This is a genomic window from Nostoc sp. UHCC 0252 (genome assembly GCF_034931145.1).
In the GTDB taxonomy this organism is placed as follows: Bacteria; Cyanobacteriota; Cyanobacteriia; order Cyanobacteriales; family Nostocaceae; genus Nostoc.
The window spans coordinates 1-24,849 of the sequence record NZ_JAYGHE010000008.1; the positions used below are offsets into that span (position 1 = coordinate 1).

Sequence of the window (24,849 nt, forward strand, 5' to 3'; positions counted from 1 at the left end):
ATGTACTTCACCAGACTAATAAACGCTATATGCTTTCTCAGAACTACGCTGTACCTTCGGCGGTGTTTCTATCGTCCCTGATGTCTCTGTGTTTCGCTGGGACAGAATTGTTAGAACTTCATCTGGCAGAATTGTTAATCGCTTTGGTATTCATCCTGACTGGGTAATTGAGATTCTTTCCCCAGACCAAAGGTTAAAAAACGTGTTGAGTAAATTATTGCATTGTTCGCGCAATGGTACTGAACTCGGCTGGTTAATCAACCCAGAAGACGAAAGTGTGCTGGGGATTTTTCCTGGACAGCGAGTGGAATTATACGAAGGTACTGATAAATTACCCATCCTAGAGGGTATCGAGTTGGAACTGACTGGAGAACAAATTTTTGGCTGGTTGAGTTTGATGTAAATATGGAATAACACATTTCCCAAATAAAATTGCGAAGGATTGTATCCGTAGGTTTATTGTAGAAACTGGGCGGTATAGCCTAAATTCGAGTACATCCACAAAAATTTTATGGGAAATCAACTAGGATTGGTTCTGAAACTACTTTTACTCTCAGCTTTGTTATCGCTATTAATTAAGTATGCGGGGCCGAGTCTACCAATTCCGGCGACAGCAACTAACGCGCTAATTATAATATTGTTGCCGATTGTGATTTTAGCGATCGCACTACTGTGGCGATTTCAAGCACAGAAATTAACTTAAACTATATACGCACAAACTACTAAAATCAGCTAACCTAGCTGAATTACAACAAAATTCTATCTCGCCAACCGTTGGGAGTCAGCCTGTGAAACTCGGTCAATGGATCGGTTTAATCGCCATAGTTCTTTCTTTATACATCCTGTGGCAAATTCGGGAAGTGCTTTTGCTCATGTTTGCCGCAGTTGTCTTAGCCACCACCTTAAATCGGCTAGCAAAACGCTTCCAACACTTTGGTATGCGGCGTGGATTCGCCGTCCTCTTAGCAGTCGCAATCTTTTTTGCAGGTGTTGTGGGTTTTTTCTGGCTAATTGTGCCACCATTTGCACAACAGTTTCAAGAACTAACCTATCAGGTTCCTAAAGGGTTTGGGCGCTTTAATAGTTGGCTTGATGCCCTAAGAACTCGTATTCCTGATGAGTTAGTTCCTTACATTCCAGATATTAATAGCCTAATTCAACAAGCACAACCATTTGTCAATCGGCTGCTGGGAAACTCCTTCGCCTTTGTATCTGGTTCTTTAGAAGTCGTCCTCAAGATTTTATTAGTGTTAGTTTTAACAGGAATGATACTAGCCGATCCCGTGGCTTATCGCAAAGTGTTTGTGCGGCTTTTCCCCTCATTTTATCGGCGGCGAGTAGATGGGATTTTAGATAAATGTGAAGTCTCTTTGCAGGGATGGATCACAGGCGCTTTCATTGCCATGTTTGTAGTGGCAATGATGAGTCTGATTGGCTTATCGATTTTGGGTATAAAAGCAGCACTAGCTTTAGCAATTTTGGCAGGGTTTTTGAACTTAATTCCCAACCTTGGCCCAACTATGAGTGTAATACCAGCAATGGCGATCGCTCTCTTAGATGATCCCTGGAAAGTTGTTGCTGTCTTAATTCTGTACGTTGTTATCCAACAGGTTGAGAGCAATTTCATCACGCCAATTGTGATGGCACAGCAAGTTTCTTTGCTACCAGCCGTGACCTTAATTGCCCAATTATTTTTCGTTACTTTCTTTGGCTTTTTAGGATTGTTTTTAGCCCTACCCCTGACTGTTGTTGCTAAGATTTGGTTGCAAGAAGTGTTAATTAAAGATGTTTTAGATGAATGGGGAAATAATCATAAAAAAGAGACTGAGTTGGTAATAGTTTCTGAATCTTCTGAAGTACATAAAAATTGGACAACAGATAGTCCAAATGTTAATCGGGAGCAACCGATTGATGATGATATTTTGCAAAAAGAAGATTAATCAATCTTGAATCCAAGGCAATTTAACCGTTTTTATCCACCGAGGGTATATTCCTGGGTGGATTTTTTATGAAGAAATATTTATACAAGTATATTTTTCTCCATTCTTTTGGGAATCCTACATTTTAGGAAGCTTTTCACTTCCTGAAATATCACGTAACTTTTAGAGGATAATTATGTCTAAACGCAAATTGCCCAAAGGCCGTAGTGTTAGTTCAGTTGCTTTAGAACCAGAAGTTGCGATCGCAATCCTTGGGCTTTTTTCCGCAGCATCTGATGGCGAAGGTATTTCTTCAACAGAAGAATATGCTTTAAGTGAATTTCTCAGTCGGGTTGACTTATTTGAAGACTATTCTGAAGAAGACTTTGAAGAATTGACCGAAAAAGTCGTCAGTTTGATTGAAGAAGAAGAACCGGAAGATTTAATCGCCCAGTCTATCGAATCCTTACCCAATAGAGGTTATCGGGAAGCTGCATACATCACAGCTATCTTAGTAGTGGGGATTGACGAAGAAGTACCCGAAGCTGAACAAGATTATATCTCTGAACTTCAAGAAGCCTTAAATATCTCAGACGAACGCGCACAAGAACTTATAGACGCAGTGTTCGGAGAAGAAGAGGAAGAAGAGTAATATTTTTTGAATTTGCAACCTTAGTCATCTACCATCATTAATTTGAGGTTGCTAATTTAGAGTGTGAAATAATTTTGTTTGAGTTATTCAGATTCCCAACTTTATGAAGTTGGGAATCTTGCACTTTATCAAAATTAAACCGCTAGAGTACTAATTAGAAATTGGTACATTTTTAAATGCAGCTGTATCTGGCACAAAAATGTCCAAGTTATTAACACCATCAGGAACTCTTAGCCAAATATAAGCATCTGCGGAGGCTTGTGGACGTACTTGGGACAAAGAAACGCTTCCTGTTGAGCGATTAAGAGCAACTCCTTTGTAGGTTACGCTAGTCTCTGGATTGCGGGCTGTTGTACTAGCAACCGATATAATATCGCCACCAACAACTTCATCTGTGGCAAGCCGACGAATCCGCATTTGCAGATTTACGACATCACGGTTTCCAGTTTCTGGATCTTTAATTCGTTTTGCTGAAAGTAACTCAACTTCTGCCTTTCTGCCAAAAGCAGGCTGCACAAATTGACCAGGGCTAATTGCTGAAGTTGTCGCACTAGTTGGAGATGGTGAGGCCGTTGCTTGGGGAGAAGTTGTAGCTATAGGACTTGGGACTTGAGTCGGAATGGTGTTACCGACTGGATTAGTAACATTTAGTGTCTGTCGCAACATGAAAACTTCATAAGCTACATAGCCGCTACATCCCAAAGCCAAAGTAGAGAGTAATACAGCTACACCAGATAAAAATGTACTCACACCGTTGCCTCGATTCCGTATTTCTGTATGTGCAGGTTGACTTACGTTTCTATTTTGTAGTCCCATAAATTATGTTTGTGCGATCGCCCACGTATGAAACATGTGAACATCTTCCCTATACTAGTTAAGTAACTTTACTGAGCCAAGCCTTCTCTCTCCGGAAAGAATTTGTTGGCAAGGAAAAAATATCTATTTTTGGGATGGGGAGAATTGGTGAAACTTAAGACTTTCAATCAACCACTGGGTGTTTTGTTAATATTTTTGACCAACCAGATAGGATTTAGTTCTATTGCGAAAGCACAAACCCCAGTTGCACCAACAACGACCACAAAATCAATTTGCTCTACCCAATTGGGAACAGCTATAGATGCTGTAATCAATCGTCCCTTATTTAGTCGGGTGCGCTGGGGAATTTTGGTACAACCCCTGTCAACGGGATCAACTCTTTATAGTCGGGATGCTGAGAAATATTTTATTCCCGCCTCTAGCCTGAAATTGCTGACAACAGCAGCTGCATTTCAGCAATTAGGTGCTAATTTTCGGATTCGCACCTCTATTTATCAGAATGGTAATGGTGTTTTACGTGTTGTCGGTAGGGGAGATCCCAGCTTAAGTGATATTCAACTGCAAACATTAGCACAGCAGCTAAAACAGAAAGGTATTACTCAAATTCAGCGATTGATAGCTGATGATAGTTATATTCAAGGAGATATTGTTAATCCCACCTGGCAATGGGAAGATGTGCAGTCAGACTATGGCGCACCAGTCAGCAGCTTTATTTTAAATCAAAATATTTTTAGCCTAAAACTTGTACCACAGGCTGTAGGTAAATCTTTACAAGTAGTGTGGATTGATCCTGGCGAGGCGAAACAGTGGCGGACAATTAATCGCTCATTAACCGTTGCTCAGAATCAACCAACTTACATTAACGTCACCCGCGAATTATCAGGAACAGTCTTACAAATTCAAGGACAACTAACAACAAATTCTGAATCGTCTTTAATAGATTTGCCTGTAGTTGACCCTAATTATTACTTTTTACGGCGTTTCCGTGCTGCTTTGGCCACAGAAAAAATTCCCTTGGGGCAAACATTAGTAGCAAGTGGTGGTGTTAATCAAGAGGAAATAGCTTATGTAGATTCGCCACCTTTAGCTGAATTATTAGCAGAGACGAATCTAAATAGCAATAATCTTTATGCTGAGGCATTGCTGAGAGCATTAGCTGGGCAAAAAACCAGAGTGAAAAATCAGACTAGTGCTGATGTAGGGTTGGGAGTTGTCAAAGCAAGTTTAACTCAATTAGGAGTTGATCCAGCAAATTATATTTTAGTGGATGGTTCGGGTTTATCACGTCGTAATTTAGTGACACCAGAAGCTCTTGTGCAAACCTTGCGGGGAATATCAAGAACCCCAACAGCATATTTGTATCGTGCATCTTTACCTGTGGCAGGTAAAAGTGGAACTTTGAAAGGGCGCTTTCAAAACACATCTGCTGAGGGCGTTGTCCGAGCAAAAACAGGTACATTAACAGGTGTAGTTTCTCTATCTGGATATATAAATGCACCAAAATATGAGCCTTTAGTTTTTAGTATTATCGTCAATCAATCAGAACAACCTGCAACAGTTGTGCGGCAGGCAATTGATGAAATTGTTGTGTTATTAACGCAATTGCAGCCTTGTTAACCAATGTCTAGAGATGCAAAAACTTGTATCTCTACAGTTTCCTACTCTGGTAACTAATTGAAGAGATCGCAGTATTAGATGATCAGAACATTTGTTCTGCCATAACTTATTGACAAAAAGGCTCTAGACTCCGAGCTATCACTTGGGGATTAATACAAGAAGAATAATGTTTAATAGTTTATACCAAATTTATGTGAGCCTGCATAGAATAATTCTTTTGTCAGGCATGGAGTTTTAAGTGTTTTATTCTGTGCAACTTCATAGAAAATTGGTATTAGCGCAGTTGCAGTCTGCTTTATAAGGACAATTCTATCAGTACTACCTACAAGAAAATATGGGGTACAAATAACATAACTTTTTAAATTACGTATTTTTACTGGTTACAGTGCTTTTTAAAGGTGGCTACGATAGAGCGCATAACAAATACTACGTAGCTTCAGTTATGTGGCGTGTTATTACTCAACTTGTAATAGATTAATTCATTTGTTAACTCTGACAAAACCCCACAATTAGACAATAAAAATTGGTAGCTTCGTTAGATGTTACTTACTTTAATACACCATGATTGTTCATACCAACCAGACTTTAACGAAAGTAGTGAAAATTAACAAAGTTAAAAAGCTATAACTAATACTAGATAAATGCTCATATAAAGAGCTACCAAATCAAATATCTGAAAATATTACCAATCTGAATGTATTCAAAATAATCACATGGGAATCAATCTACAAAAAGGGCAACATATCTCACTTTCTAAAGAAAATCCTGGGCTAAAAAAGCTGATGTGCGGACTAGGCTGGGATATAGCTAAACGTTCTGGTGGCGGTTTTCTTGGTGTTTTCGGCAATACTCAAGACTGCGACTTGGATGCTGCTGTAATCTGTTTAGATCAAAAGGGCAAAATTACAGATGTAGGTAACGTTATTTACTTTGGAAACTTATCCCATAAATCAGGAGCTATTACCCATTTAGGTGATAACGTTACTGGCGCAGGAGCAGGTGATGACGAGCAGATTCTTGTAGATTTAACTCGATTACCAAAAGAGATTGTCAAACTAGTTTTTACAGTTAACATTTACGACTGTATTACTCGTAAACAAGAATTTGCACAGGTACAAAATGCCTTTGTGCGTTTGGTCAATACATCTAACAATCAAGAACTAGCCAAGTACCATTTATCTGGGTCTGACTACAAAGGAATGACCGGGATGGTCATGGCTGAAATTTACAATCACAATAATGAGTGGAAAATGGCAGCTATTGGTAACGGTATTAATGTTAATGGTTTAGAGGGACTTATGAGAGTCTATGCTTAACTAATTATTGAGTTAGTCAACTCAATAACAAGTTTCAATAAAATTCATTTTTGGAAAAGAGTTAGTCATTATGTCAATTAATCTAAGCAAAGGCGAAAGAATCAATCTTTCAAAAGAAGCACCAAGCTTGAATAATGCTGGAATTGGTTTAGGATGGGATGTCAACGTTACAGATACAGGTTCAGTTTTTGACCTTGATGCTTCTATATTTATGTTAGGTGCTAACGGAAAAATCCCTAATGAAAAATACTTTGTATTCTATAACAACTCACAATCACCAGATGGTTCTGTAAAACATGAAGGAGATAGCAGAACAGGAGAGGGCATAGGAGACGATGAGACGATTAAAATTGATTTGAGCAAAGTAGATTCTTCGGTTCAAGAAATAGTTTTTGTCGTAACTATACATGAAGCAGAGCAAAGAAAGCAAAATTTTGGGCAAGTCAGAAACTCGTTTATTAGAATTTTTGATAACGCCACAGAAAAACAAATTGCTAAGTATGAATTAGATGAAGATGCTTCCGCAGAAACTGCGATTGAATTTGGTAAGCTTTATCGAAAAGATGGGGAATGGAGATTTCAAGCTGTTGGGGCTGGTTATAAATCAGGGCTTCAAAGTTTTGTAGACAGATATGCCGCTTAGTAGATATTTAAGGAGTTAATAAAAAGGGAGTATTCATTGATATTACCCCCTTTTTTTGCGTAAAAAATTACATATTTTAATATATAGGATGTATCTAAAATGGAAATTGAATTAAACAAAGGTGGCAGGCTTAATCTTTCTAAAGAAGTTCCTGATTTAAAAAATGTAGCTATTGGTTTAGGTTGGCAAGCAAGTCATAATGGACAAACCTATGATATTGATGCTTCTGTCTTCATGTTAGGTGCAGATGGTAAGGTTCCTGACGAAAAATATTTTGTATTTTACAATAACCTTGAATCTTTGGATGGTTCTCTTAGGCACTCAGGAGATAATAGAACTGGGGAAGGTAACGGAGATGATGAAACAATTTATATTGATTTAACAAAAGTAAATCCATCTATTCAGGAGATAGTTTTTGTTGTCACTATTCACGATGGGCAGGAAAAAAACCAAAATTTTAGCCAAATCAGAAATGCCTTTATCAAAGTCTATAACCAAGAAACAAGAAGGTCTATAGCTCGTTATAATTTGAGAGAGGGTTTTTCTCAAGAGACAGCTTTAGAATTTGGGCGGTTATATAAAAATCAGGGTGAATGGAGATTTCAAGCTGTAGGAGAAGGCTATAATACTGGTTTAAAAAGTTTTGTAGATAAGTATGTTGTCGAAATTCAACAGACAGAAAAGAAAGTAGAGCCTAAAGTCAATATTCCTGTGGTAACTTCTTATATTGATATCACAAAAAAATCTGATATTAGCCTGTTAAAAGCCAAAGTTGATATTGTTCTAAAAAAGAAAGGTATTAGTCAAGATGCAGTAAGAGTTGCCTTAGTTTTAGATATTTCTGGTTCTATGAACCATCAATATAATTCTGGCGCAGTACAAGCATTTCTTGAAAGAATAGTTCCTGTAGCTAGTAGGCTAGATGATAATAAAACATTAGATGTTTGGTTTTTTGGCTCAATATGCAAAAGGACAAGATCAGTAACAGAGATAAATGTAGATGGTTATATTAATAAAGAATGTGGTGAAGCTAAGAGAGCTTTACTTATTTTTAAAATGCCCTCTCTTATGCTCGAATTAGGTGGTGGCAATAATGAAAGTTCAGTCATAAAAGATGTAATTAAAAAGTATATCCAAGAACAACCTAGTAAACTACCTACTTTGATTGTGTTTCTCAGCGATGGAGGTGTGACTGATGAACAAGAGATTAAAAAAAGTGTTATTGACGCGGCTAAATATCCTATATTTTGGCAATTTGTTGGCTTGGCTGGTTCTAACTATGGGATTTTGGAAAAATTAGATACAATGGGTGGTCGTATTGTTGATAATGCTGATTTTTTTCATGTAGATGACTTAAGAAAAATAACTGATGAGCAGTTGTATGAAAGACTGTTAAATGAATTTCCTAGTTGGATAAAACAGGCAAGAGCAAGAGGTATTTTAAGTTAGGGTTCTCAAGCAGATGTTGTATCAATATATTGAATGAAGACTCTATGCTCTTTAAACCTTGCACTCTCACGACTTTAAGCTGTGGGAGTTTCAATAATTTTAAGTCCCATGATGGCTAAATCGCATTCAATGCTGTCAATTTCGGCAACTTGAGGTAAATGTCCCCAATGTTGAAAACCAAATGTTTCAAAAAGTTTTATACTTGGTTGATTGTGGGCAAAAATGAAGCCTAGTAGGGTATTTAAACCCAAGCTAGGACTTTCGCTAATTGCTTGTGCTAATAGTTGTCGTCCCAAACCACAGCGATGAAATTGTGGGGCTATATAAATACTAATTTCGGCAGTCTTATTATAAGCAGGTCGCCCATAAAAGGATTGGAAACTCAGCCATCCAGCAATTACTCCCTCTACTTCGATTACCCAAAGTGGACGTTGTAAAGGCGATCGCCCCCTAAACCAAGGAAGGCGACTTTCCACAGATATTGGCTCTAAATCACCAGTTGCTATGCGGCTAGGAATTGCAGCATTATAAATTGCCACAATTGCAGGCAAGTCAGTTTCAGTCGCATGGCGAATTGTCATTGCTACCGTCTCGGAGAAAATCTTGAGAAAATATTCAAAAATAATACAGCGAAACGCAAGCCGTAACACACCCTTGTATCTTAGAAGAAGTGATATAATTTCCAGCTAATTAGTTACAGTTGCCATATCTGTGCAAAAAGCGGAAAACCCTCTTTCCCCTTAACCCAGTAAGAACTGTCCCCTAACCTATCATGAGTTGGGATGTCATTTAGGATTGTTATATAGCGTTTCCTAGTCTACTGAGGTACACCCAAATCTTGTTTACCAAGGTTAGTAGCTTTGAAAACGTACCTCACTAGGTTGGGAACCGCTATATCTTAATAAGGAATAATTATTTGTGTTTTATCAATGGATTCTTCAACTATTAAACTTCCGTCTTGTTTAGCTTGTAGTTGAAAGCTTCTCTTTTGCGAAGGAGGAGAGATAATAATTTTGCTGTTATTTAGAGTCTCGATTTGCCAATCCGAAATATGTTCAATGTCATCCATAACAATAGCGTAGATCAGGAGATGGTCACGAGCAAAGGGGGTAGTCCATGTATCTATGATGCCAGAGCCTTCAGCCCCTTGACCCTTTTGGTTAGGCTGGGGGTGATAACAGTCATGAACATAACCGCATTTCTGGGAAAAGGTTGCACCAGTATCATTATTTTTTCCGTCCAAATATAGAGGAGAACCTGGATACCAAAAGGAGTTGCTTGAAACTGCGGCTACGAGAACAAATTTGATTGCAACATCACCTCGACGAAATAGTAATTGACGAGGAGTGATAACTTGAGTTTGAAGTTTTCCTTCTCGATTATTAAGCAAAAAAGATGCTTTAACTGCTATAGATTGTTTAGATCCAATCCTATCTACAAGAAAGATACTATTGGCTCCACACATAATCCATGTTCTCTGAGCTTTTTGGATGGGCTTACCATAAACATCCGCCGCATCAGACTCGATAACAGTCATATTACCTTTTTGGCAAAATAATTTAAGCTTATTGATAACTGGTGCTTTTTTGTAGATACTGCCCAGTATAGGCTTTTGTTTCAAGCTTGTGCCATTCTTGGTTATAAAAGTCCAAGTACTGTGATAAGGTGCGGATTTAGAGTGAGTTTGGATATCAAGACGATAACAACAATGTCCAGGATCTACGAAGAAGTTTTCACCGCCATAGGAGAGTATAAAGCTGTTCTGATCCTCATGCCGATGTCCACTAGACCGTGAAGGCTCGTATCCGGCTTGAACGCCTAAAACCGTCGATGTATTTTGCCAGCGATCGCGAACAATCACGTTGCCATTCTTGAATTTTGTTGCTAGGGGAAGGTTAGCTTGCTCAGGAGTCATGGAATTTTCAGTATATCTCCAGTTGAGCAGAGTCGGGAACAAAAAATTGTTGAAAAACCCGAAGGTGGCTCGATCATCAGGATCTAGTTTTGGATCTTGGTAAGTTTCCTTAAACATCCAAGATGCAAGGCCTGCTTCTATTGGCATACTTTTTTTTGCCCGTCGGGAGATATGAACCAAAAGATCGGCAGTCGGTCTGAAAATAGCTGCCGAATCCCCCCAATTTAAAGAACGAGGATAAGCTAATTCTCCCCAGCCTGCAAGAGGTTTCATTTCAATAAATGATGATACAACCCAAGGCATACAGCGCGTATAGCAGGATATATCAAGCTTGCTTTCTAAGGACGGATTATAGCGCACAAGAACTTCAAATAAGTGCGCTAGGTGCAAACTTGCGTAGTTCCAGTATTGTAGAGATTCATCATAGCTATCTTGGTTATACAGTTTTACAGCTAATTCGTAGTTTTCTACAGACTTTTCTACACCAACTTGATCGCCAAGAATTGCAGACACGGTGCCGTAGCCATTGAGAAGAACCATGAACCAGTTGTTCATAACATTTTTTCTTGTGATTGCCTTGTCAAGCCATTCTCGACATAGTTTCTGAGGCTTATTTATAAGAGCTTCACGAATCTCATTTAACTCAGTGGTAGTAAAAATATCTGCACATAGATCAAGAATAATTGCAATAGCAATACCAGCATGAGCAGTCTCAAGGTATGCCACAAGTTTTCTACCGCGTTTTCTGAACGATGGGCCTACCCATTCATCCGCAGATTTACGTATGGCATCTAACACCACATCTTTCAGCCATTCTCTGAGCCTGACTATTTCTGTTTCAGGGATTAACCCATGAAATTTAATTACTTGGTTGACTAGATTAGATATTAAGGGAAATACACAAGTATTATCATCTAGTTGTTGATATTTTATTTTATCAGCTTCAGATAAAAATTCAATTTGGTCGACATGGAAATTATTTGACTTTCTAGCTATAAAGCATATAAATGCGACATCGCTTAAACGCTCCCAAATAATATGCCACCATTCATTAGTATCTGAAGGCTGCACTAAACCTGGAAATCGAGTATTTTTAATAGTACGATCGATAATAACAGTCAAAAAATCCTGCCTACGTTTATCAGTTATTTCAAGGGCCAACTCTAGTTCTATAAGTTCATCATGTGTAATCAACAATGCCATGAGAGTTTCTCCTTAATTATCAAATGAAAAATTGCATAATTGACTACAGAGCGTTCGCCAATGACAACACAACGAAGTAGCTTCTTTTAATAAGAGTTTGAAAACTATTCGGTCAATATAATCTGCTATTATGCAAACGAAGTTCGCCGACGAATAAAGCAGAAAAATCAAGGGTTTTGTCTGTATAGCTGCGATTTCTAGTCGTCAGGGCAATAAATCAGGCTTGGAACCATTCACTTTTGGAATAAACATAATTATGGTACTCCAAAAACCCTACTATATAGTTCATCTAAAAAAGTAGATCCGCCGAAAGTGGATGCTCCCTCAGATTTTTCAAACAACTTTTAAGGGAGTTATAACATGATGACCTAACTTGAACCACTAAATGTTACATCTAGTATCGTTGAGCAGGAAAAACCAACGTGAAAGCACAGGTATTTAGAGGCGTTAATCAACTGTCTTACGAAGATATCCCAGTTCCAACCGTGGAACCAGATGAAGTACTGGTACAGGTGCGGGTTGTGGGATTGTGTCAGTCAGATATTAAGAAAATTCGTTATCCACTATATGAACCGCCGCGCATTTTTGGACATGAAACTGCCGGCACGATCGCAGCAATAGGCAATAATGTCAAAGGTTGGCAAGTTGGACAACGGGTAGCTGTGATGCACCACATCCCTTGTATGCGTTGCGCCTACTGCCTAAATGATAATTTCTCTATGTGCGATGTTTACAAAAACATTTCCACAACCGCAGGCTTTAACGCCAGTGGTGGCGGTTTTGCTGATTATGTCAAAGTTCCTGGACATATTGTGGAAAATGGTGGGTTGATTCCCATACCGGATAACATCAGTTTTGAAGAAGCGAGTTTTGTCGAACCGACTAACTGCTGCTTGAAAGCTGTGAAAAAAGCCCAGATTGCGCCAGGACAAACTGTATTGGTTACTGGTGCTGGGCCTATTGGCTTAATGTTTATCATGTTAGTAAAATATTTCGGAGCAAAAGCGATCGCTACCGATTTACTACCCTCTAGAATTGAAAAAGCCTTAAGTGTCGGTGCAGAAGCGGCTTTTGATGCGCGTGATGCCGATTTACCTGCCAAAATCCATGCCTTAACTGGTGGACTGGGTGTTGATGTGACGCTGCTGGCTGTTCCTAGTGAGAAAGCCTTCTTTCAAGCACTTGATTGTACCCGCAAAGGTGGCAAAATCTTGTTTTTCGCCGAATTCCCTGATGAGGTGGAAATTCCTATTAATCCGAATATCCTCTACCGTCGAGAAATTGACTTGATCGGTAGTTATAGTTCATCTTATCGGCTTCAGAATTTGTCAGCCGATATTGTATTTAATCAGCGAATAGATGTAAAAGCGTTGATTAGCGATCGCTATCCATTAAAAGATTTATCAGCAGCTGTGGAGCAAGCGATCGCACCCACACCGGATACTTATAAAATCTTAATTTATCCGTAAAAGCAAGATGGGGGAGTGTTAAAACTAGAATTTTAAAGCTCAAAGGTTCAACGATGAAGCTAAGAGGTTCAACGATGAAGCTAAGAGGTTCAACGACGAAGCTAAGAGGTTCAACGATGAAGCTAAGAGGTTCAACGACGAAGCTCAGAGGTTCAGCGACGAAGCTCAGAGGTTCAACGACGAAGCTTAGAGGTTCAACGATGAAGCTTAGAGGTTCAACGACGAAGCTCAGAGGTTCAAATTCAGCCTTGAAAGCTCAAATTTCATCTTCATAATTTCCATCTCCCTCATTTCCTTGCTCTCCCACTCCGCCACAATATGTATGACCTATACCCTACTTTTCGTCGCCCTACTAGCTTTCTATGTCGCCTGGAATCTCGGAGCAAATGATGTCGCTAACGCGATGGGAACCTCTGTAGGCTCCAAAGCTGTTACTCTCAAACAAGCGATAATTATTGCTGGAATATTAGAGTTTACGGGTGCTGTATTGTTTGGGCATGAGGTAACGGAAACTCTGGCAACGAAAGTTGCGAATCCTGCTTTATTTGCGGCTACACCCCAAATATTTGTAACTGGAATGGTAACGGTACTAATTTCTTGTGGTGTGTGGTTACAAATTGCTACATCACGCGGTTTACCGGTTTCATCTTCTCATGCCGTTGTTGGTGCGATCGCTGGATTTAGTTGGGTAGCTTTGGGAGTAGGTGCAATTGATTGGCCATCAATTGGCTTAATTACCATTGGCTGGATTTTAACGCCATTAATTAGTGGTGCGATCGCTGCTTTATTTTATAGTCAAATCAAGCACTGGATTTTGGATCAACCTAATCAATTAGTGCAGTTACAAGAATGGATTCCCTGGTTGAGTACTGCGCTGCTAGGTATATTCGGCGTGATTGTATTACCATCGCTGACTCAACCGCTAACTAATTTTGTAATTGAGCTTGGTTTTACGATCCCTGCTTACGACATTCCCCTGTTAACGGGTGCAATCGCAGCAGTTGGACTCACAATCATTAGTTGGCGACAATTGGAAAATTTGGGGGAAGTGAAAGAAAAATCTTTACCCCAAACTCAAGAATTATCATCAATCCAAAATCCAAAACTTGGACTGAGCGAAGTCGAAGTGTCTAAAATCCAAAATCCCGTTGAGCGTGTATTTGGAAGATTCCAACTGCTAAGTGCTTGCTTCGTCGCCTTTGCTCACGGTTCTAATGATGTGGGAAATGCGATCGCTCCTTTAGCTGCGATCGTCTACATCAATCGCACTGGTAGCGTACCGACAGATAGTATCACGATCCCCATTTGGATTTTAATCCTTGGCGCTGCTGGTATTGTTGGTGGTTTAGCTGTCTGGGGTAAAAAAGTTATTGCCACTATTGGCGAAAACATTATTGCCTTGCAACCTAGTAGTGGATTTTGTGCCGAACTTGCTACTGCTACCACAATTCTCATCGCTTCCCGGCTAGGTTTACCAGCCTCCACATCCCACGCTCTCGTCGGTGGTGTAGTTGGTATTGGATTAGTGCAAAATATCAAGTCGATTAAGTTCCAAACACTAAAAGGCATTGCCGCCGCATGGCTAATTACAATCCCCGTGAGTGCATTAATTAGCGCTGCCATCTTTAGCATCGCGCGAATTTTATTCCACTAAGAGTACTCCAAGTGAAAAAATGCTCAATTGTCATTGCGAGCAAAGCGAAGCAATCGCAAGGGCTGGGATTGCTTCGCTTTGCTCGCAATGACGGGTTTTGGATCATTTATTTTCTGGAACACTCTAAGAATTATTAATATTTTCCTAACTTTTTTCTCTTTTGAATCTACTCAAAGTAGAACCTAGATGGTAATAATGCCAAAAAATCCTGCTTTTGCAGAATTGCTGCTCATTCATTAGAATGTTGTGCAGGGGGATAGCGTAACTTTGAATTTCTACAGAAGGATACTTTAATCTCCATTTAGAGATATAAACTGTCACACAAGTTACATTCCACAGGAATTTATAGCTAGTTTCGCTTAGACTACTTTTCGCTTAATAGCACGCATCTGTAAGTCTTTGACGATTACTATTGGTAGCAAAACAATAAATATTTATTTGGAGTGAGATTTATTTAAAAGTAAAAATCTCATTGGCAAATAATTGATGTAAATTAAACTGAGCAAAAAAAAAGTGTCAGTTTAAACTACTGACAGCTATATCGACAAGCCAAAATCGCTCGACTGAGCGATCGCATAGCGTCTCGTAAGAGAAGCCAAAATCCAAAATGGAATAGCTAAATACTTGTAAATCCTGAAAAAAACATCGCTTATTAAGCAGTAGGGCACATTTGATGCTTTGCCAAGTTGTGCTCAGTATGACAGAATTACGTTGAAATGCCCAAGTGCTGTTAAGATTTTTAATTTATCTCACAAAATACAGGAAATTAGGATGAGCGCCAATAAAGCGTACAGGAAGCAGCTTTATCGTCAAGATGTTAGAGGTTAGAAGCTAATGGGGCGATTCGAGAAGCAACCAGAAAACCCTAGAGTCAGAGGTGAGCTATCTAGAGCAGCAGAAAATGCTCTTTGGGCTGTAGTTGAAGACTTGGAAAATCTTCAGCAGAATGTCCTCAGATCGTTGCAGGAAGACGTAAAGCGGCTTCAGTCAGAAAAAAATCAGTTATCTGATGAGATTCAAAGCTTGGTAGAGCAAAAAGAGCACTTACAACAAGTGCGTCAAATCACTGAGCAGCAAGTCTTAATTCGTCAACTGGCAGAAGTTCTGGCAAAACATATATCTTCACAACTGCAATCTTCTCTGACAAATTTAGCTAACCAAACTATAGAGGGTAAGTCTTACGAACAAGCTGCGCTAAAGTCCGCCCAAGTGAGCAGCAGTGTCGTGGGTGAAATCAATGAAAAAGTCGAACATATGTTTGACAGCTTGGATGATAACGTTACTGTTACTTTTAACTCGCTACAGCAGGAGCTAAAAAACTATCAAAGTAATCTTTCCCAACAGTTGTCACGGATGTATAGCCAGCAGCAACAAGGGGAAACTATTTTGGCGGAGTTTGTTAACCGCCTGCATGGAGAACTAGAAAAAACTATAGAAGAAGCTTCACGTAAACCAGCAACATCTGGTACACCTACTGTTTTACAGTTTACTGAGCCAGAAAAAAACAGTTCTTTTGAGACATCACCGCAGCCCTTTGGCGAAGTAGTAAGAAATTACTCTGAGCCAATTTCTTCGATCCCTAATCAATTTTTAGAAAGAGAAACTATATCAGAGCCTCCCGTTGTTAGAGAAAGTACCGCTAACCCGATTTCTGTCCCTATCAAAGATTTGTCGGAAAGGGAAACTATATCAGAGCCAGAGCCTCCGATTGTTAGAGAAAACGCCGCTAGCCCGTTTTATGTTCTCAATAAAGACTTGTTAAGGGAAACGGCATCAGAGCCTCCCATTGTTGGAGAAAACGCCGCTAACCCGATTTCTGTTCCCAGCGAAGACTTGTCGGAAAGGGAAACACCAGAACCTCCTGTTGTTAAAGAAAACGCGGCTAACATAATTTCTATAACTAGCAAAGACTTGTCGGAAAGAGAAACGACATCAGAGCCTCCTGTTGTATCTGCGCCACCACAGGAGAACGCTGCTGAACCCATTTCTGTCCTTAATAAGGATTTGTCAGAAAGTGAAACGACATCAGAGCCTCCTGTTGTATCTGCGCCACAGCCGGAAGCAATACAACCTCAGCCTTTACGCAGAAGAAACGCTGCTGAACCAACTTCTGTTATCCGCAGGGTGTCGCAGACTAAACCAAAATCCCCGCCTTCGACTGCGCTAGAGCCGCAGCCAGAAGCAAAACCCCCTGAATCGCGATCGCGGGAATCCTCCGGTTTTTCGCAGTTGCAAGTCGGTTTCTTGTTGATTGTCTCATCAGCAGTGATATCGTCGCTTTACAACATCGCCATCAAGGTTATTTTCCATGAAGGTTCCCAAATTTTTGGAGTAGTAGATGTAGAACGCTTGCTACCGCCAACTTTGGGCAATACTCTGTTAATTTTGACGCTCCGGTTTATGGTAGTAGTACCACTGATGGTATTACTATCTCCCATATTGCATCCAACACTATGGCAAGACTTAGAAAACTTGGCCGCTTCAGTGCGAGGAAATCCCACAGCTACTAATATAGCTACCAAGCGGATTTTGCTGTTGTCGGTTGTGAGTGGGTGCTTTTTGTTTTTGTCACAGGTACTAATCTACATTGCGATCGCTCAAGTCACAACTGGAATGGCGATCGCACTGTTTTTTATCTATCCAATGGTTAGTGGGTTATTGTCGTGGTTTCTGTTCCGCGATCGCCCCAGCACATTCCGCTTCGGTGCGATCGCCGCTATTTGCTGTGGTGAATTGTTGGTTTTAGGAGGTTTTTCCAACATCGGTATGGGTAATCCTTCACTAGGAAGTAGCACCGCTATTCTTTCGGGCGTAGCTTTTGCTGCCTACATAATTCTCACACGGGTATGTGCTAGCAAGCTGCATCCCGTGACTTTTACTTTAATTAACTTCGCTACCATGTTGCTGTTGAGCTTTATTTGCTTGATGCTACCTTTACCAAGCAATTGGAACTTGATAGTTTTTGACTCCTCTAAGATGCTGGAACTGGTTTTAAGTGCATTTATCTTGGGTGTGCTGACTCTTGCCGGCTATTTGCTGAACAATGTTGGTATCAGTAAACTAGGTGCTTCGCGATCGGCGATTATCGGTAGTAGTATCCCAGTTTTAACAGTGATTTTCGCTGGGTTAATCATTCAAGAAAATTTAGATGTTGTGCAAATTCTGGGAGTGTTGTTAGTAACCTTTGGCGCAGCTGGTTTCAGCCTGGAAACATTGCGAAATCAGCCCAAACCCTCCAATAACACGAATTAAATGGCGAGTTCAATCAGTTTGGGTGTAGTGGGTGCTGGTTTACCTCCTATCACTCTCAGCATCAATTCTGACGCTAATCCGCCCACTTGGAATTTCTCTAAATCAAAGATCCCCGACTTCGAAAAGAAGTCGGGGATCTTTAGTTTTAACTGATATATAGGAATCCGGTTTGATTCCTGTTCGCGTAGCGTGGCGTAGCCATATTTACTTGCGTGGATTGCGAATTGGGAATTGCGAATTGGGAAGAAAAGAAGGGATACATCCGTACTGAGTCTTGTTCAAAAATCAAATAGGAGTCCTATAGGAACTTATATCATGTCCGGTTAAATAATTAGACCTCTTGCAAAAGTCAAAAAATCAAGAATCTCGCTACTCTGTTTAGCGCCGCTCAATATGAAAATTTAAGCATTTATGTAAGAGGTCTATTGTTATTGCAAACGAAGTGTTCGCGGAGCGTCTCTAAGAGTTGCAATCTCAAAAGCCTTGCGATTGCTTCGCTTCTCTACGAGACGCTCCGCGAACGCTCGCAATGACTGTAATTAATTTTGCGTAGTTACTTATCACAAGTAATTTGCCGGACATGATATTACGCAAAACTACAGTCTACTTCAGCTATGAGACTCGGAATAAATTTTGAGGCGGGATAGAAACGCAAAGATTTATTAATGGAGATATAGTTGCGGCAAAATTTGTGTTTATCCGTAGCCTTTTAAGAAAGAAGCTTGGAATCTTACTCCTCAACGCTACAAGGACTAGGAATTCTATGCAATTGAGAACCACTCTAGTTAAGCCAACAGTAATCAGAATAACTTGACTTGTAATATATTTTTAGGGATTTAGCCTGATACAGATAGGGAAAACACGTATATATAAGCAGTATGAGTAGTATTGACTCAAGCACTTGAGCGCGAGTTACTTGCTCAAAGAAGAGATTTGCAAGGAGTTAAGACCATTGCACCACATTTTGGAACTAGGAGATAAAAAAGTAGTAGGAGGGTTTAGAGTGACCCGTTTTTTCAGGTACATAAATATATGGAGCGATCGCCTGCAAAACAACTATTACCTTTATCCTACGAAAACCCGTGTGAGTAATGCGAAATTCCAAATCCCTCATTTATATGTTCTTGAGGTTGGGGAAATGGTATCTTTATTAATGCCTTTGTGTACTAGTCAACCTAGTCTGCGTAGGCGTAGCCCACCATAGGTATCGCCTAGATACTTAGAAAAAGAAGCTTATATCGTAGCCTGCTACGAATTCTCATCTTTTTTTAGCAACAACCTATCTACGCAATTCTAGTCTCTCAAGTATATAAAACAGCGATGTCAAAATATACTTTAAAGTAGCCAATGAATTAGTTAAATCATGAAATTTTAAAATTCTTTCATGAAATAAATATAAATTTATTGGAAAAAAGTCTCTAAATAATTATCAAAGTGAATCCAATATGTTTTATTATATATATGCCTATTAACTAATTTTTAGTTTATTTACACGACCAAAAAAGCATGATGGCTATGCGATTAAGTCTTAATAAATCGCAGCTTTCTGTGTAAAATCATCAACCATAAAAACAAATCAGACTTAGGTTTAAGAGTCAAAATATAAATGTCATCAAGTCTTGATTTAAGCGAAATATGAAATATTTAAATCCCCATTATTCATTAACTTTAAGATACATAATTTTATTACAAAAGTAAAAAACGATGGTATGATAAAAAATGATATTGGAAAGAACAACAGGTATTTTGAAATTGGAATTAATTGCTCTACTTGATGTCTACTATCTTCCCTCAAGCCAACGGTTTGTAGTGCCGAGACATCACAGGAGGTTGTGAACCAAATGATAGTTTACAACGAGCCGTGTGGCTCAACTTCTGAATGTTGCTACACCTGGTAAGCGGTTTTTTTGAGATTACTCCCAATAATCTCCAGTCACCTGCGTACTACAAATAATTCTTGAAAGCTGAATAAAACCTTCTTTTTCGAGTAACAAATACCCCAGATGAACCGCACCAACTAGTTTTACCTCCGACTCGGCATAGTGCCATAATTAGGTATAAGTAGTTTGACATTGTTGCTCTTAAAAGATGAAAAAAACCCCAGAAAAGTTAAAGGCTTTGTAGATTATTTGCAACACAGTTAACTTTTGGGAAGTAAGCCGCCGTCAAGCTGGACTTCGTAATATCTGTAATTTTCCGGTCAGATGCAGAAACAGTTATTGTAACAACGACTAAATCTGCCTATGTGATAGAAAATATGCGAAAATTGTAGTTTGGGCTACCACGGAATTCATAGTTATCGCATACTAATATAGTCTGAAGTGAAAAAACTGCTTTTAGCCAGGTGTATACTACCTATTCTCACTCGATTAAAAACTTTGTAAACGTGCTATTCAATTGTCTGTAATATGAGTAACGACATAGATCTGATCAAACGTCTTGACCCCAGTGCGATGGATCAGATCATGCTTTATCTGGCTTTTAGTGCCATGCGGACGAGTGGGCACAGGCATGGGGCATTTTTAGACGCAGCCGCAACAGCAGCAAAGTGTGCAATTTACATGACCTATTTAGAGCAGGGACAAAACCTGCGAATGACAGGGCATTTGCACCACTTAGAGCCGAAACGAGTAAAAATTATTGTAGAAGAAGTCAGACAGGCACTAACAGAAGGCAAACTGTTAAAAATGTTGGGTTCTCAAGAACCCCGCTATTTGATTCAATTGCCTTATGTCTGGCTAGAAAAATATCCTTGGCAACCGGGGCGATCGCGCGTACCTGGTACGAGTCTGACAAGTGAAGAAAAAAGACAAATTGAGCAAAAACTACCAAGTAATTTACCAGATGCCCAGTTAGTTAGCTCTTTTGAGTTTCTGGATTTGATTGAGTTTTTGCACAGGCGATCGCAAGAAGACTTGCCACCTGAACACCAAATGCCTTTAAGTGAAGCTTTGGGTGAGCATATCAAGCGTCGTCTACTCTATTCAGGAACGGTAACACGCATAGATTCTCCTTGGGGAATGCCATTCTACGCTCTTACCCGTCCTTTTTACGCCCCAGCAGACGATCAAGAACGCACCTACATCATGGTAGAAGATACCGCTCGGTATTTCCGCATGATGAAAAATTGGGCAGAAAGGCGGCGAAATGCCATGCGTTTACTGGAAGAACTTGATATCCTTCCAGAAAAAATGGAGCAGGCTATGGAAGAATTGGATGAAGTTATCCGTGCCTGGGCAGATAAATATCATCAAGACGGTGGCATTGCAGTAGTTTTACAGACAGTTTTTGGTGAAAGAGAAGACTAGTAACACTACACAAAACTCAAAAAGTTTACTTTATAAGCTTTTTACCGCTTTCGTCCCTTGCTCGAAAGTAGGGGGATGATTGATCTATTTACATTGTAATACTGTAGTATGAAAGTCACAAACAGTTTTGTGACTTTTGTATTGTTTTTATTTAAAAATTAACTGACCTTACTAATCTCAAAAGATTACGCCTATCTTTAGAGAGGTATTTATTATATATAAAGGAAGGGGATCGCCTCATTGAGTGGATCACAGCCTCTATTGACATAGTTGTATTTAGAACCAGGTAAGTAACCACACAAAATTAATTACAGTCATTGCGAGCGTTCGCGGAGCGTCTCGTAGAGAAGAGAAGCAATCGCAAGGGCTGGGATTGCTTCATTTCGCTTCGCTGCATTCGCAATGACGTTGTGTAATTAATTTTGTTTATCTACTTATCAAAGAGGATTTGCTAAGTCGGGCAAATCAGGCGATGCTTGAGCCAAAGCGCACAGTAAAAAATCGGGTTGTTGCGGATGAAAGTATTCTTGGGGGGGGGAGATGTCGAGAAATAGTCCGAGGGTTTTATCGAATAGTTTAGCTTTAGTGATAGTAGGGTGGCATTGAAACACCCACCCTACTAATTAACCTGTATTCTCAGTCAATTACAAAGCACTGTAATTTAATTAGTGCCGGGTTGCGCTGGAATAACCGGTTGTACTGGAACAGCTGGTTGCGTCGGCAATGGGATAATCTCATTACTTGGAATTGATCCCGCAGGAATTATGGTCGGCGGCGTTGAAGATGAAGCACCGATAACACTATCATCAGCACTGATACAAGTATCTAATGCTTGGGTAGCGGGGAAATCGATTTGACTACGCAAGCCAACCACACACTGCCCAAAGCGCACGGGTAACAAACTACGTCCACAGTAATTTAAAACTGCCGGATTAGCTTCTTCCTTAGTACTTAAGCTGACACCGACTACGCAAGTAGCTAACTCTTCAGGACGGCGGGCGTTCGCACAAGAAGAAAGCGCATCTGTCGCGGGAATTTGGGTTTCCTTATCAATTTTAACCACGCAAGCAGCCAAATCCCTGGGACGCAGTGCTGCTGCACAACCAAGTGAAGCCGCTTCTGCCGTTACACCCACGCTCAAAAGGCGACCTGCACAGACACTATAATCATTGCTGTAGGAAGCAGCGATCGCTGTATTGGGTAAGATCGCACTCAACAATCCAGCTATAGCCAAAACTGGGACTAGGAAATTTCTGGAGGTGGAACTGGCTTGTTTGTTCTTACCTCTATTAACCGCTTTATTGCTCATTGATATTGCCATTCTCCAAACACCCAAGGTTATGCTAACTCAAATATTTTAAAAATCCTCTGCAATTCAAGAATTTCAGCGTGAGCAAGGTATAGACATAATTAATTATGCCGGAAATTGTGTTAATATAACTGTTTGAAAGATAAGTAGGCAACGTAAAAAGTATTTCAGAGTAAGAATACTGCGTAAACCAATCTGATGATTGAGTAGCCTACGAAACTAAATAAACACAAAAAACTTATTGGCAAGAGTACGGCGTGACAGGTCGGAATTCAGGCTTGGCAGCTAGTTTGTCGGTAACGACAAAGCAACTGGCGCAAAAGTTGATGTTTCTACCTTGTTAAGATCCGTCAGACCAAAGTAGAACAGCTTCAAAAAACCAAGAATTCCCTAATCTTTTGATCGGGGGAGTGTCAAAACGGAATGTTTCGGTAAAGTTTAAACAGGATTAGATTAAGGAAACTCATGTCCCGATATAGAGGGCCCCGCCTCAGAATTGTCCGTCGCTTAGGCGACCTACCAGGATTGACTCGTAAAAGCGCCAGACGCGCTTACCCACCTGGTATGCATGGTCAGAACCGTAAGAAACGCTCTGAATATGCCATCCGTTTAGAAGAAAAGCAAAAGCTCCGCTTCAACTACGGTTTGACTGAAAAACAATTGCTCCGCTATGTGCGGAAAGCCAGACGTGTTACTGGTTCTACCGGACAAGTGTTGCTGCAATTGCTAGAAATGCGCTTGGATAATACCGTTTTCCGCTTGGGTATAGCCCCGACTATCCCAGCAGCGCGTCAACTGGTAAATCACGGTCATGTAACTGTTAACGGTCGTGTGGTTAATATTGCCAGCTATCAATGCCGTCCTGGTGAAGTAATTGCAGTCAGGGATCGGGCACAATCACGGAAGTTGGTGGAAGCTAACTTGCAATATCCCGGTTTGGCAAACCTCCCAAGTCATTTGGAGTTTGACAAAAATAAGTTGGTTGGTAAAGTCAACAGCGTTATTGAGCGGGAATGGGTCGCACTACAAGTTAATGAACTACTTGTGGTGGAATACTACTCACGACAAGCGTAATAGTCATTTGTCCTTAGTGAGCCAGTGCGGTCTTGGGGGTTTCCCCCATGAGCAACTAGCGTTCGCCCCTGGCGTGCCGGAGGCATCACCCGAAGGGTCATTTGTCCTTAGTTATTTGCAAGGGACAAATGACAAATGACTAACCACCGATTTGTGACATGGTGCGAGTATATGTACCTTTAATGCCAGAATCGCGTCCTTTAAAGTTAATTTCTGGCTTGATTCCGAGTAAATGTCTTACTTGCTCTTGTAATTGAGCGGTACTAGTGCCAGAACGGAGAGCAGTTTTTAAATCTATTTGACCAGTTTCATTTAATAAACAGGGACGCAGCCAGCCATCAGCACTCAGGCGCATCCGGTTACAGCGATCGCAAAAACATTCTGACATCTGACTAATAAATCCTAGTGTCCCCTTCGCACCAGGAATTTGAAAGACATCAGCAGGGCCAGCGCCACGAACTTGAGCTTCTGTCAAGCCCCAGCGATCACAAATACGTCCTCGTAACTCGGCTGAAGATACCCAACCGCGATCGCCAAATAAATGTACATTACCAATAGGCATGAATTCAATAAATCGAACGTGCCACTGTTTATCAATTGTCAGGGCGGCTAAATCGAGAACTTCGTGGTCATTAACGCCAGGAATCACCACCACATTCAGCTTCAGGGGGTCGAATCCAACTTGATGGGCTGCTTGAATGCCCTGCCAAACTTGTTGCCAACGAGAACGCCCCTGATTACCAATAATTTGATCAAAAATGTCGGGATCGAGTGAATCCAGACTAATATTGATTCTTCGCAGACCAGCATTGTAGAGGTTTTGTGCCATCGGAGCCAGCAAAAACCCGTTGGTGGTCATTGAAATATCTTGAGTTTGGGGTAAAGTTGCGATCGCACCGACTAAATCCACTACACGCGGACGCAATAAGGGTTCCCCCCCAGTTAAACGAAATCGGGTAAAGCCTACGGGAATAAATACTTCTTGAATTAAGGTGAGTAGTTCCTCATCAGTTAATAGCTGTTGCTTGAGAATATAATCCAGTTCTACTCCCTCTGGCATACAGTACTGACAACGAAAATTGCAGCGATCGATTAAGCTAATGCGGAGGTAATCTACCTGGTTCATCGTTTTATTTTTATTGTCTCTGATTAATTAAAGACTTCACAAAAGTGGTTTACCCCTTCCTACTATATTTGTTGTAACGCAAAATACCGTACTCCCCCTTAAGTGAGAGTCCACAGATTGTGGCATA

General features: G+C 40.3%; 17 protein-coding genes and 1 pseudogene. 13 read left to right on the forward strand and 5 right to left on the reverse strand.

Features of this window, described 5'->3' with window-relative positions:
• Positions 1 to 40 precede the first annotated feature (40 nt).
• The 4 genes and pseudogenes from VB732_RS07250 to VB732_RS07265 all read left to right on the forward strand — a co-directional run.
• Positions 41 to 403 (forward strand): annotated as a pseudogene (locus VB732_RS07250) (Uma2 family endonuclease); the annotation flags it as partial.
• Between the two features lie 108 nt (positions 404 to 511).
• Positions 512 to 703, forward strand: coding sequence for a hypothetical protein (locus VB732_RS07255; protein ID WP_323230152.1), 192 nt, complete (start codon positions 512 to 514; stop codon positions 701 to 703).
• An 85-nt stretch (positions 704 to 788) separates the two neighbouring features.
• Positions 789 to 1,940, forward strand: coding sequence for an AI-2E family transporter (locus VB732_RS07260; protein ID WP_323230153.1), 1,152 nt, complete (start codon positions 789 to 791; stop codon positions 1,938 to 1,940).
• Between the two features lie 175 nt (positions 1,941 to 2,115).
• Positions 2,116 to 2,571, forward strand: coding sequence for a tellurite resistance TerB family protein (locus tag VB732_RS07265; RefSeq protein ID WP_323230154.1), 456 nt, complete (start codon positions 2,116 to 2,118; stop codon positions 2,569 to 2,571).
• 150 nt (positions 2,572 to 2,721) lie between these two features.
• On the opposite strand, the gene VB732_RS07270 is transcribed toward VB732_RS07265, so the two are convergent.
• A complete protein-coding gene (locus VB732_RS07270; protein ID WP_323230155.1) occupies positions 2,722 to 3,321 on the reverse strand; it encodes a hypothetical protein in 600 nt (199 codons plus the stop codon).
• 213 nt (positions 3,322 to 3,534) lie between these two features.
• Here VB732_RS07270 and dacB point away from each other — a divergent pair, with 213 nt between their 5' ends.
• From dacB to VB732_RS07290, 4 genes are all read left to right on the forward strand, one after another.
• Complete coding sequence (gene dacB, locus VB732_RS07275; protein ID WP_416235733.1) at positions 3,535 to 5,004, forward strand: D-alanyl-D-alanine carboxypeptidase/D-alanyl-D-alanine-endopeptidase; 1,470 nt, start codon at positions 3,535 to 3,537, stop codon at positions 5,002 to 5,004.
• Positions 5,005 to 5,717: 713 nt separating this feature from the next.
• A complete protein-coding gene (locus VB732_RS07280) occupies positions 5,718 to 6,320 on the forward strand; it encodes a TerD family protein (protein WP_323230156.1) in 603 nt (200 codons plus the stop codon).
• Positions 6,321 to 6,390: 70 nt separating this feature from the next.
• Entirely contained in the window at positions 6,391 to 6,963 is a 573-nt protein-coding gene (locus tag VB732_RS07285) for a TerD family protein (protein WP_323230157.1), read from the forward strand.
• Positions 6,964 to 7,062: 99 nt separating this feature from the next.
• On the forward strand, positions 7,063 to 8,412 hold the full coding sequence (locus VB732_RS07290; protein ID WP_323230158.1) for a TerD family protein: 1,350 nt from the start codon (positions 7,063 to 7,065) through the stop codon (positions 8,410 to 8,412).
• 74 nt (positions 8,413 to 8,486) lie between these two features.
• Here the strand turns inward: VB732_RS07290 and VB732_RS07295 are convergent, their stop codons facing one another.
• Both VB732_RS07295 and VB732_RS07300 read right to left on the reverse strand, forming a co-directional pair.
• Entirely contained in the window at positions 8,487 to 8,993 is a 507-nt protein-coding gene (locus VB732_RS07295) for a GNAT family N-acetyltransferase (RefSeq protein WP_323230159.1), read from the reverse strand.
• Positions 8,994 to 9,310: 317 nt separating this feature from the next.
• The gene (locus VB732_RS07300) at positions 9,311 to 11,530 is read right to left on the reverse strand and encodes a heparinase II/III domain-containing protein (RefSeq protein ID WP_323230160.1); all 2,220 of its coding nucleotides are present in this window, start codon (positions 11,528 to 11,530) and stop codon (positions 9,311 to 9,313) included.
• Positions 11,531 to 11,952: 422 nt separating this feature from the next.
• Between VB732_RS07300 and VB732_RS07305 the strand changes: the two genes are divergently transcribed.
• The 4 genes from VB732_RS07305 to hetR all read left to right on the forward strand — a co-directional run bounded on the left by VB732_RS07305 (position 11,953) and on the right by hetR (position 21,213).
• Complete coding sequence (locus VB732_RS07305; RefSeq protein WP_323230161.1) at positions 11,953 to 12,999, forward strand: zinc-dependent dehydrogenase; 1,047 nt, start codon at positions 11,953 to 11,955, stop codon at positions 12,997 to 12,999.
• Between the two features lie 322 nt (positions 13,000 to 13,321).
• Positions 13,322 to 14,653 carry an anion permease gene (locus tag VB732_RS07310; protein ID WP_323230162.1) on the forward strand — a complete coding sequence of 444 codons (1,332 nt, stop codon included), beginning with the start codon at positions 13,322 to 13,324 and terminating at the stop codon, positions 14,651 to 14,653.
• 834 nt (positions 14,654 to 15,487) lie between these two features.
• A complete protein-coding gene (locus VB732_RS07315) occupies positions 15,488 to 17,905 on the forward strand; it encodes an EamA family transporter (protein ID WP_323230163.1) in 2,418 nt (805 codons plus the stop codon).
• 2,408 nt (positions 17,906 to 20,313) lie between these two features.
• Positions 20,314 to 21,213, forward strand: coding sequence for a heterocyst differentiation master regulator HetR (hetR, locus tag VB732_RS07320; protein WP_229484880.1), 900 nt, complete (start codon positions 20,314 to 20,316; stop codon positions 21,211 to 21,213).
• A gap of 661 nt (positions 21,214 to 21,874) precedes the next feature.
• On the opposite strand, the gene VB732_RS07325 is transcribed toward hetR, so the two are convergent.
• Complete coding sequence (locus VB732_RS07325) at positions 21,875 to 22,522, reverse strand: hypothetical protein (protein WP_323230164.1); 648 nt, start codon at positions 22,520 to 22,522, stop codon at positions 21,875 to 21,877.
• A 465-nt stretch (positions 22,523 to 22,987) separates the two neighbouring features.
• Between VB732_RS07325 and rpsD the strand changes: the two genes are divergently transcribed.
• Positions 22,988 to 23,596, forward strand: coding sequence for a 30S ribosomal protein S4 (gene rpsD / locus VB732_RS07330; protein WP_094349733.1), 609 nt, complete (start codon positions 22,988 to 22,990; stop codon positions 23,594 to 23,596).
• A gap of 139 nt (positions 23,597 to 23,735) precedes the next feature.
• Here rpsD and moaA read toward each other — a convergent pair whose 3' ends face one another.
• Positions 23,736 to 24,722 carry a GTP 3',8-cyclase MoaA gene (gene moaA / locus VB732_RS07335; RefSeq protein ID WP_323230165.1) on the reverse strand — a complete coding sequence of 329 codons (987 nt, stop codon included), beginning with the start codon at positions 24,720 to 24,722 and terminating at the stop codon, positions 23,736 to 23,738.
• Between the last annotated feature and the right edge of the window lie 127 nt (positions 24,723 to 24,849).

Coding starts and splice junctions, on each gene's coding strand:
- VB732_RS07255 (WP_323230152.1), top strand. CDS start 512: ATGGGAAATCAACTAGGATTGGTTCTGAAACTACTTTTACTCTCAGCT.
- VB732_RS07265 (WP_323230154.1), top strand. CDS start 2,116: ATGTCTAAACGCAAATTGCCCAAAGGCCGTAGTGTTAGTTCAGTTGCT.
- VB732_RS07280 (WP_323230156.1), top strand. CDS start 5,718: ATGGGAATCAATCTACAAAAAGGGCAACATATCTCACTTTCTAAAGAA.
- VB732_RS07285 (WP_323230157.1), top strand. CDS start 6,391: ATGTCAATTAATCTAAGCAAAGGCGAAAGAATCAATCTTTCAAAAGAA.
- VB732_RS07290 (WP_323230158.1), top strand. CDS start 7,063: ATGGAAATTGAATTAAACAAAGGTGGCAGGCTTAATCTTTCTAAAGAA.
- VB732_RS07295 (WP_323230159.1), bottom strand. CDS start 8,993: ATGACAATTCGCCATGCGACTGAAACTGACTTGCCTGCAATTGTGGCA.
- VB732_RS07300 (WP_323230160.1), bottom strand. CDS start 11,530: ATGGCATTGTTGATTACACATGATGAACTTATAGAACTAGAGTTGGCC.
- VB732_RS07310 (WP_323230162.1), top strand. CDS start 13,322: ATGACCTATACCCTACTTTTCGTCGCCCTACTAGCTTTCTATGTCGCC.
- VB732_RS07315 (WP_323230163.1), top strand. CDS start 15,488: ATGGGGCGATTCGAGAAGCAACCAGAAAACCCTAGAGTCAGAGGTGAG.
- hetR (WP_229484880.1), top strand. CDS start 20,314: ATGAGTAACGACATAGATCTGATCAAACGTCTTGACCCCAGTGCGATG.
- VB732_RS07325 (WP_323230164.1), bottom strand. CDS start 22,522: ATGAGCAATAAAGCGGTTAATAGAGGTAAGAACAAACAAGCCAGTTCC.
- rpsD (WP_094349733.1), top strand. CDS start 22,988: ATGTCCCGATATAGAGGGCCCCGCCTCAGAATTGTCCGTCGCTTAGGC.
- moaA (WP_323230165.1), bottom strand. CDS start 24,722: ATGAACCAGGTAGATTACCTCCGCATTAGCTTAATCGATCGCTGCAAT.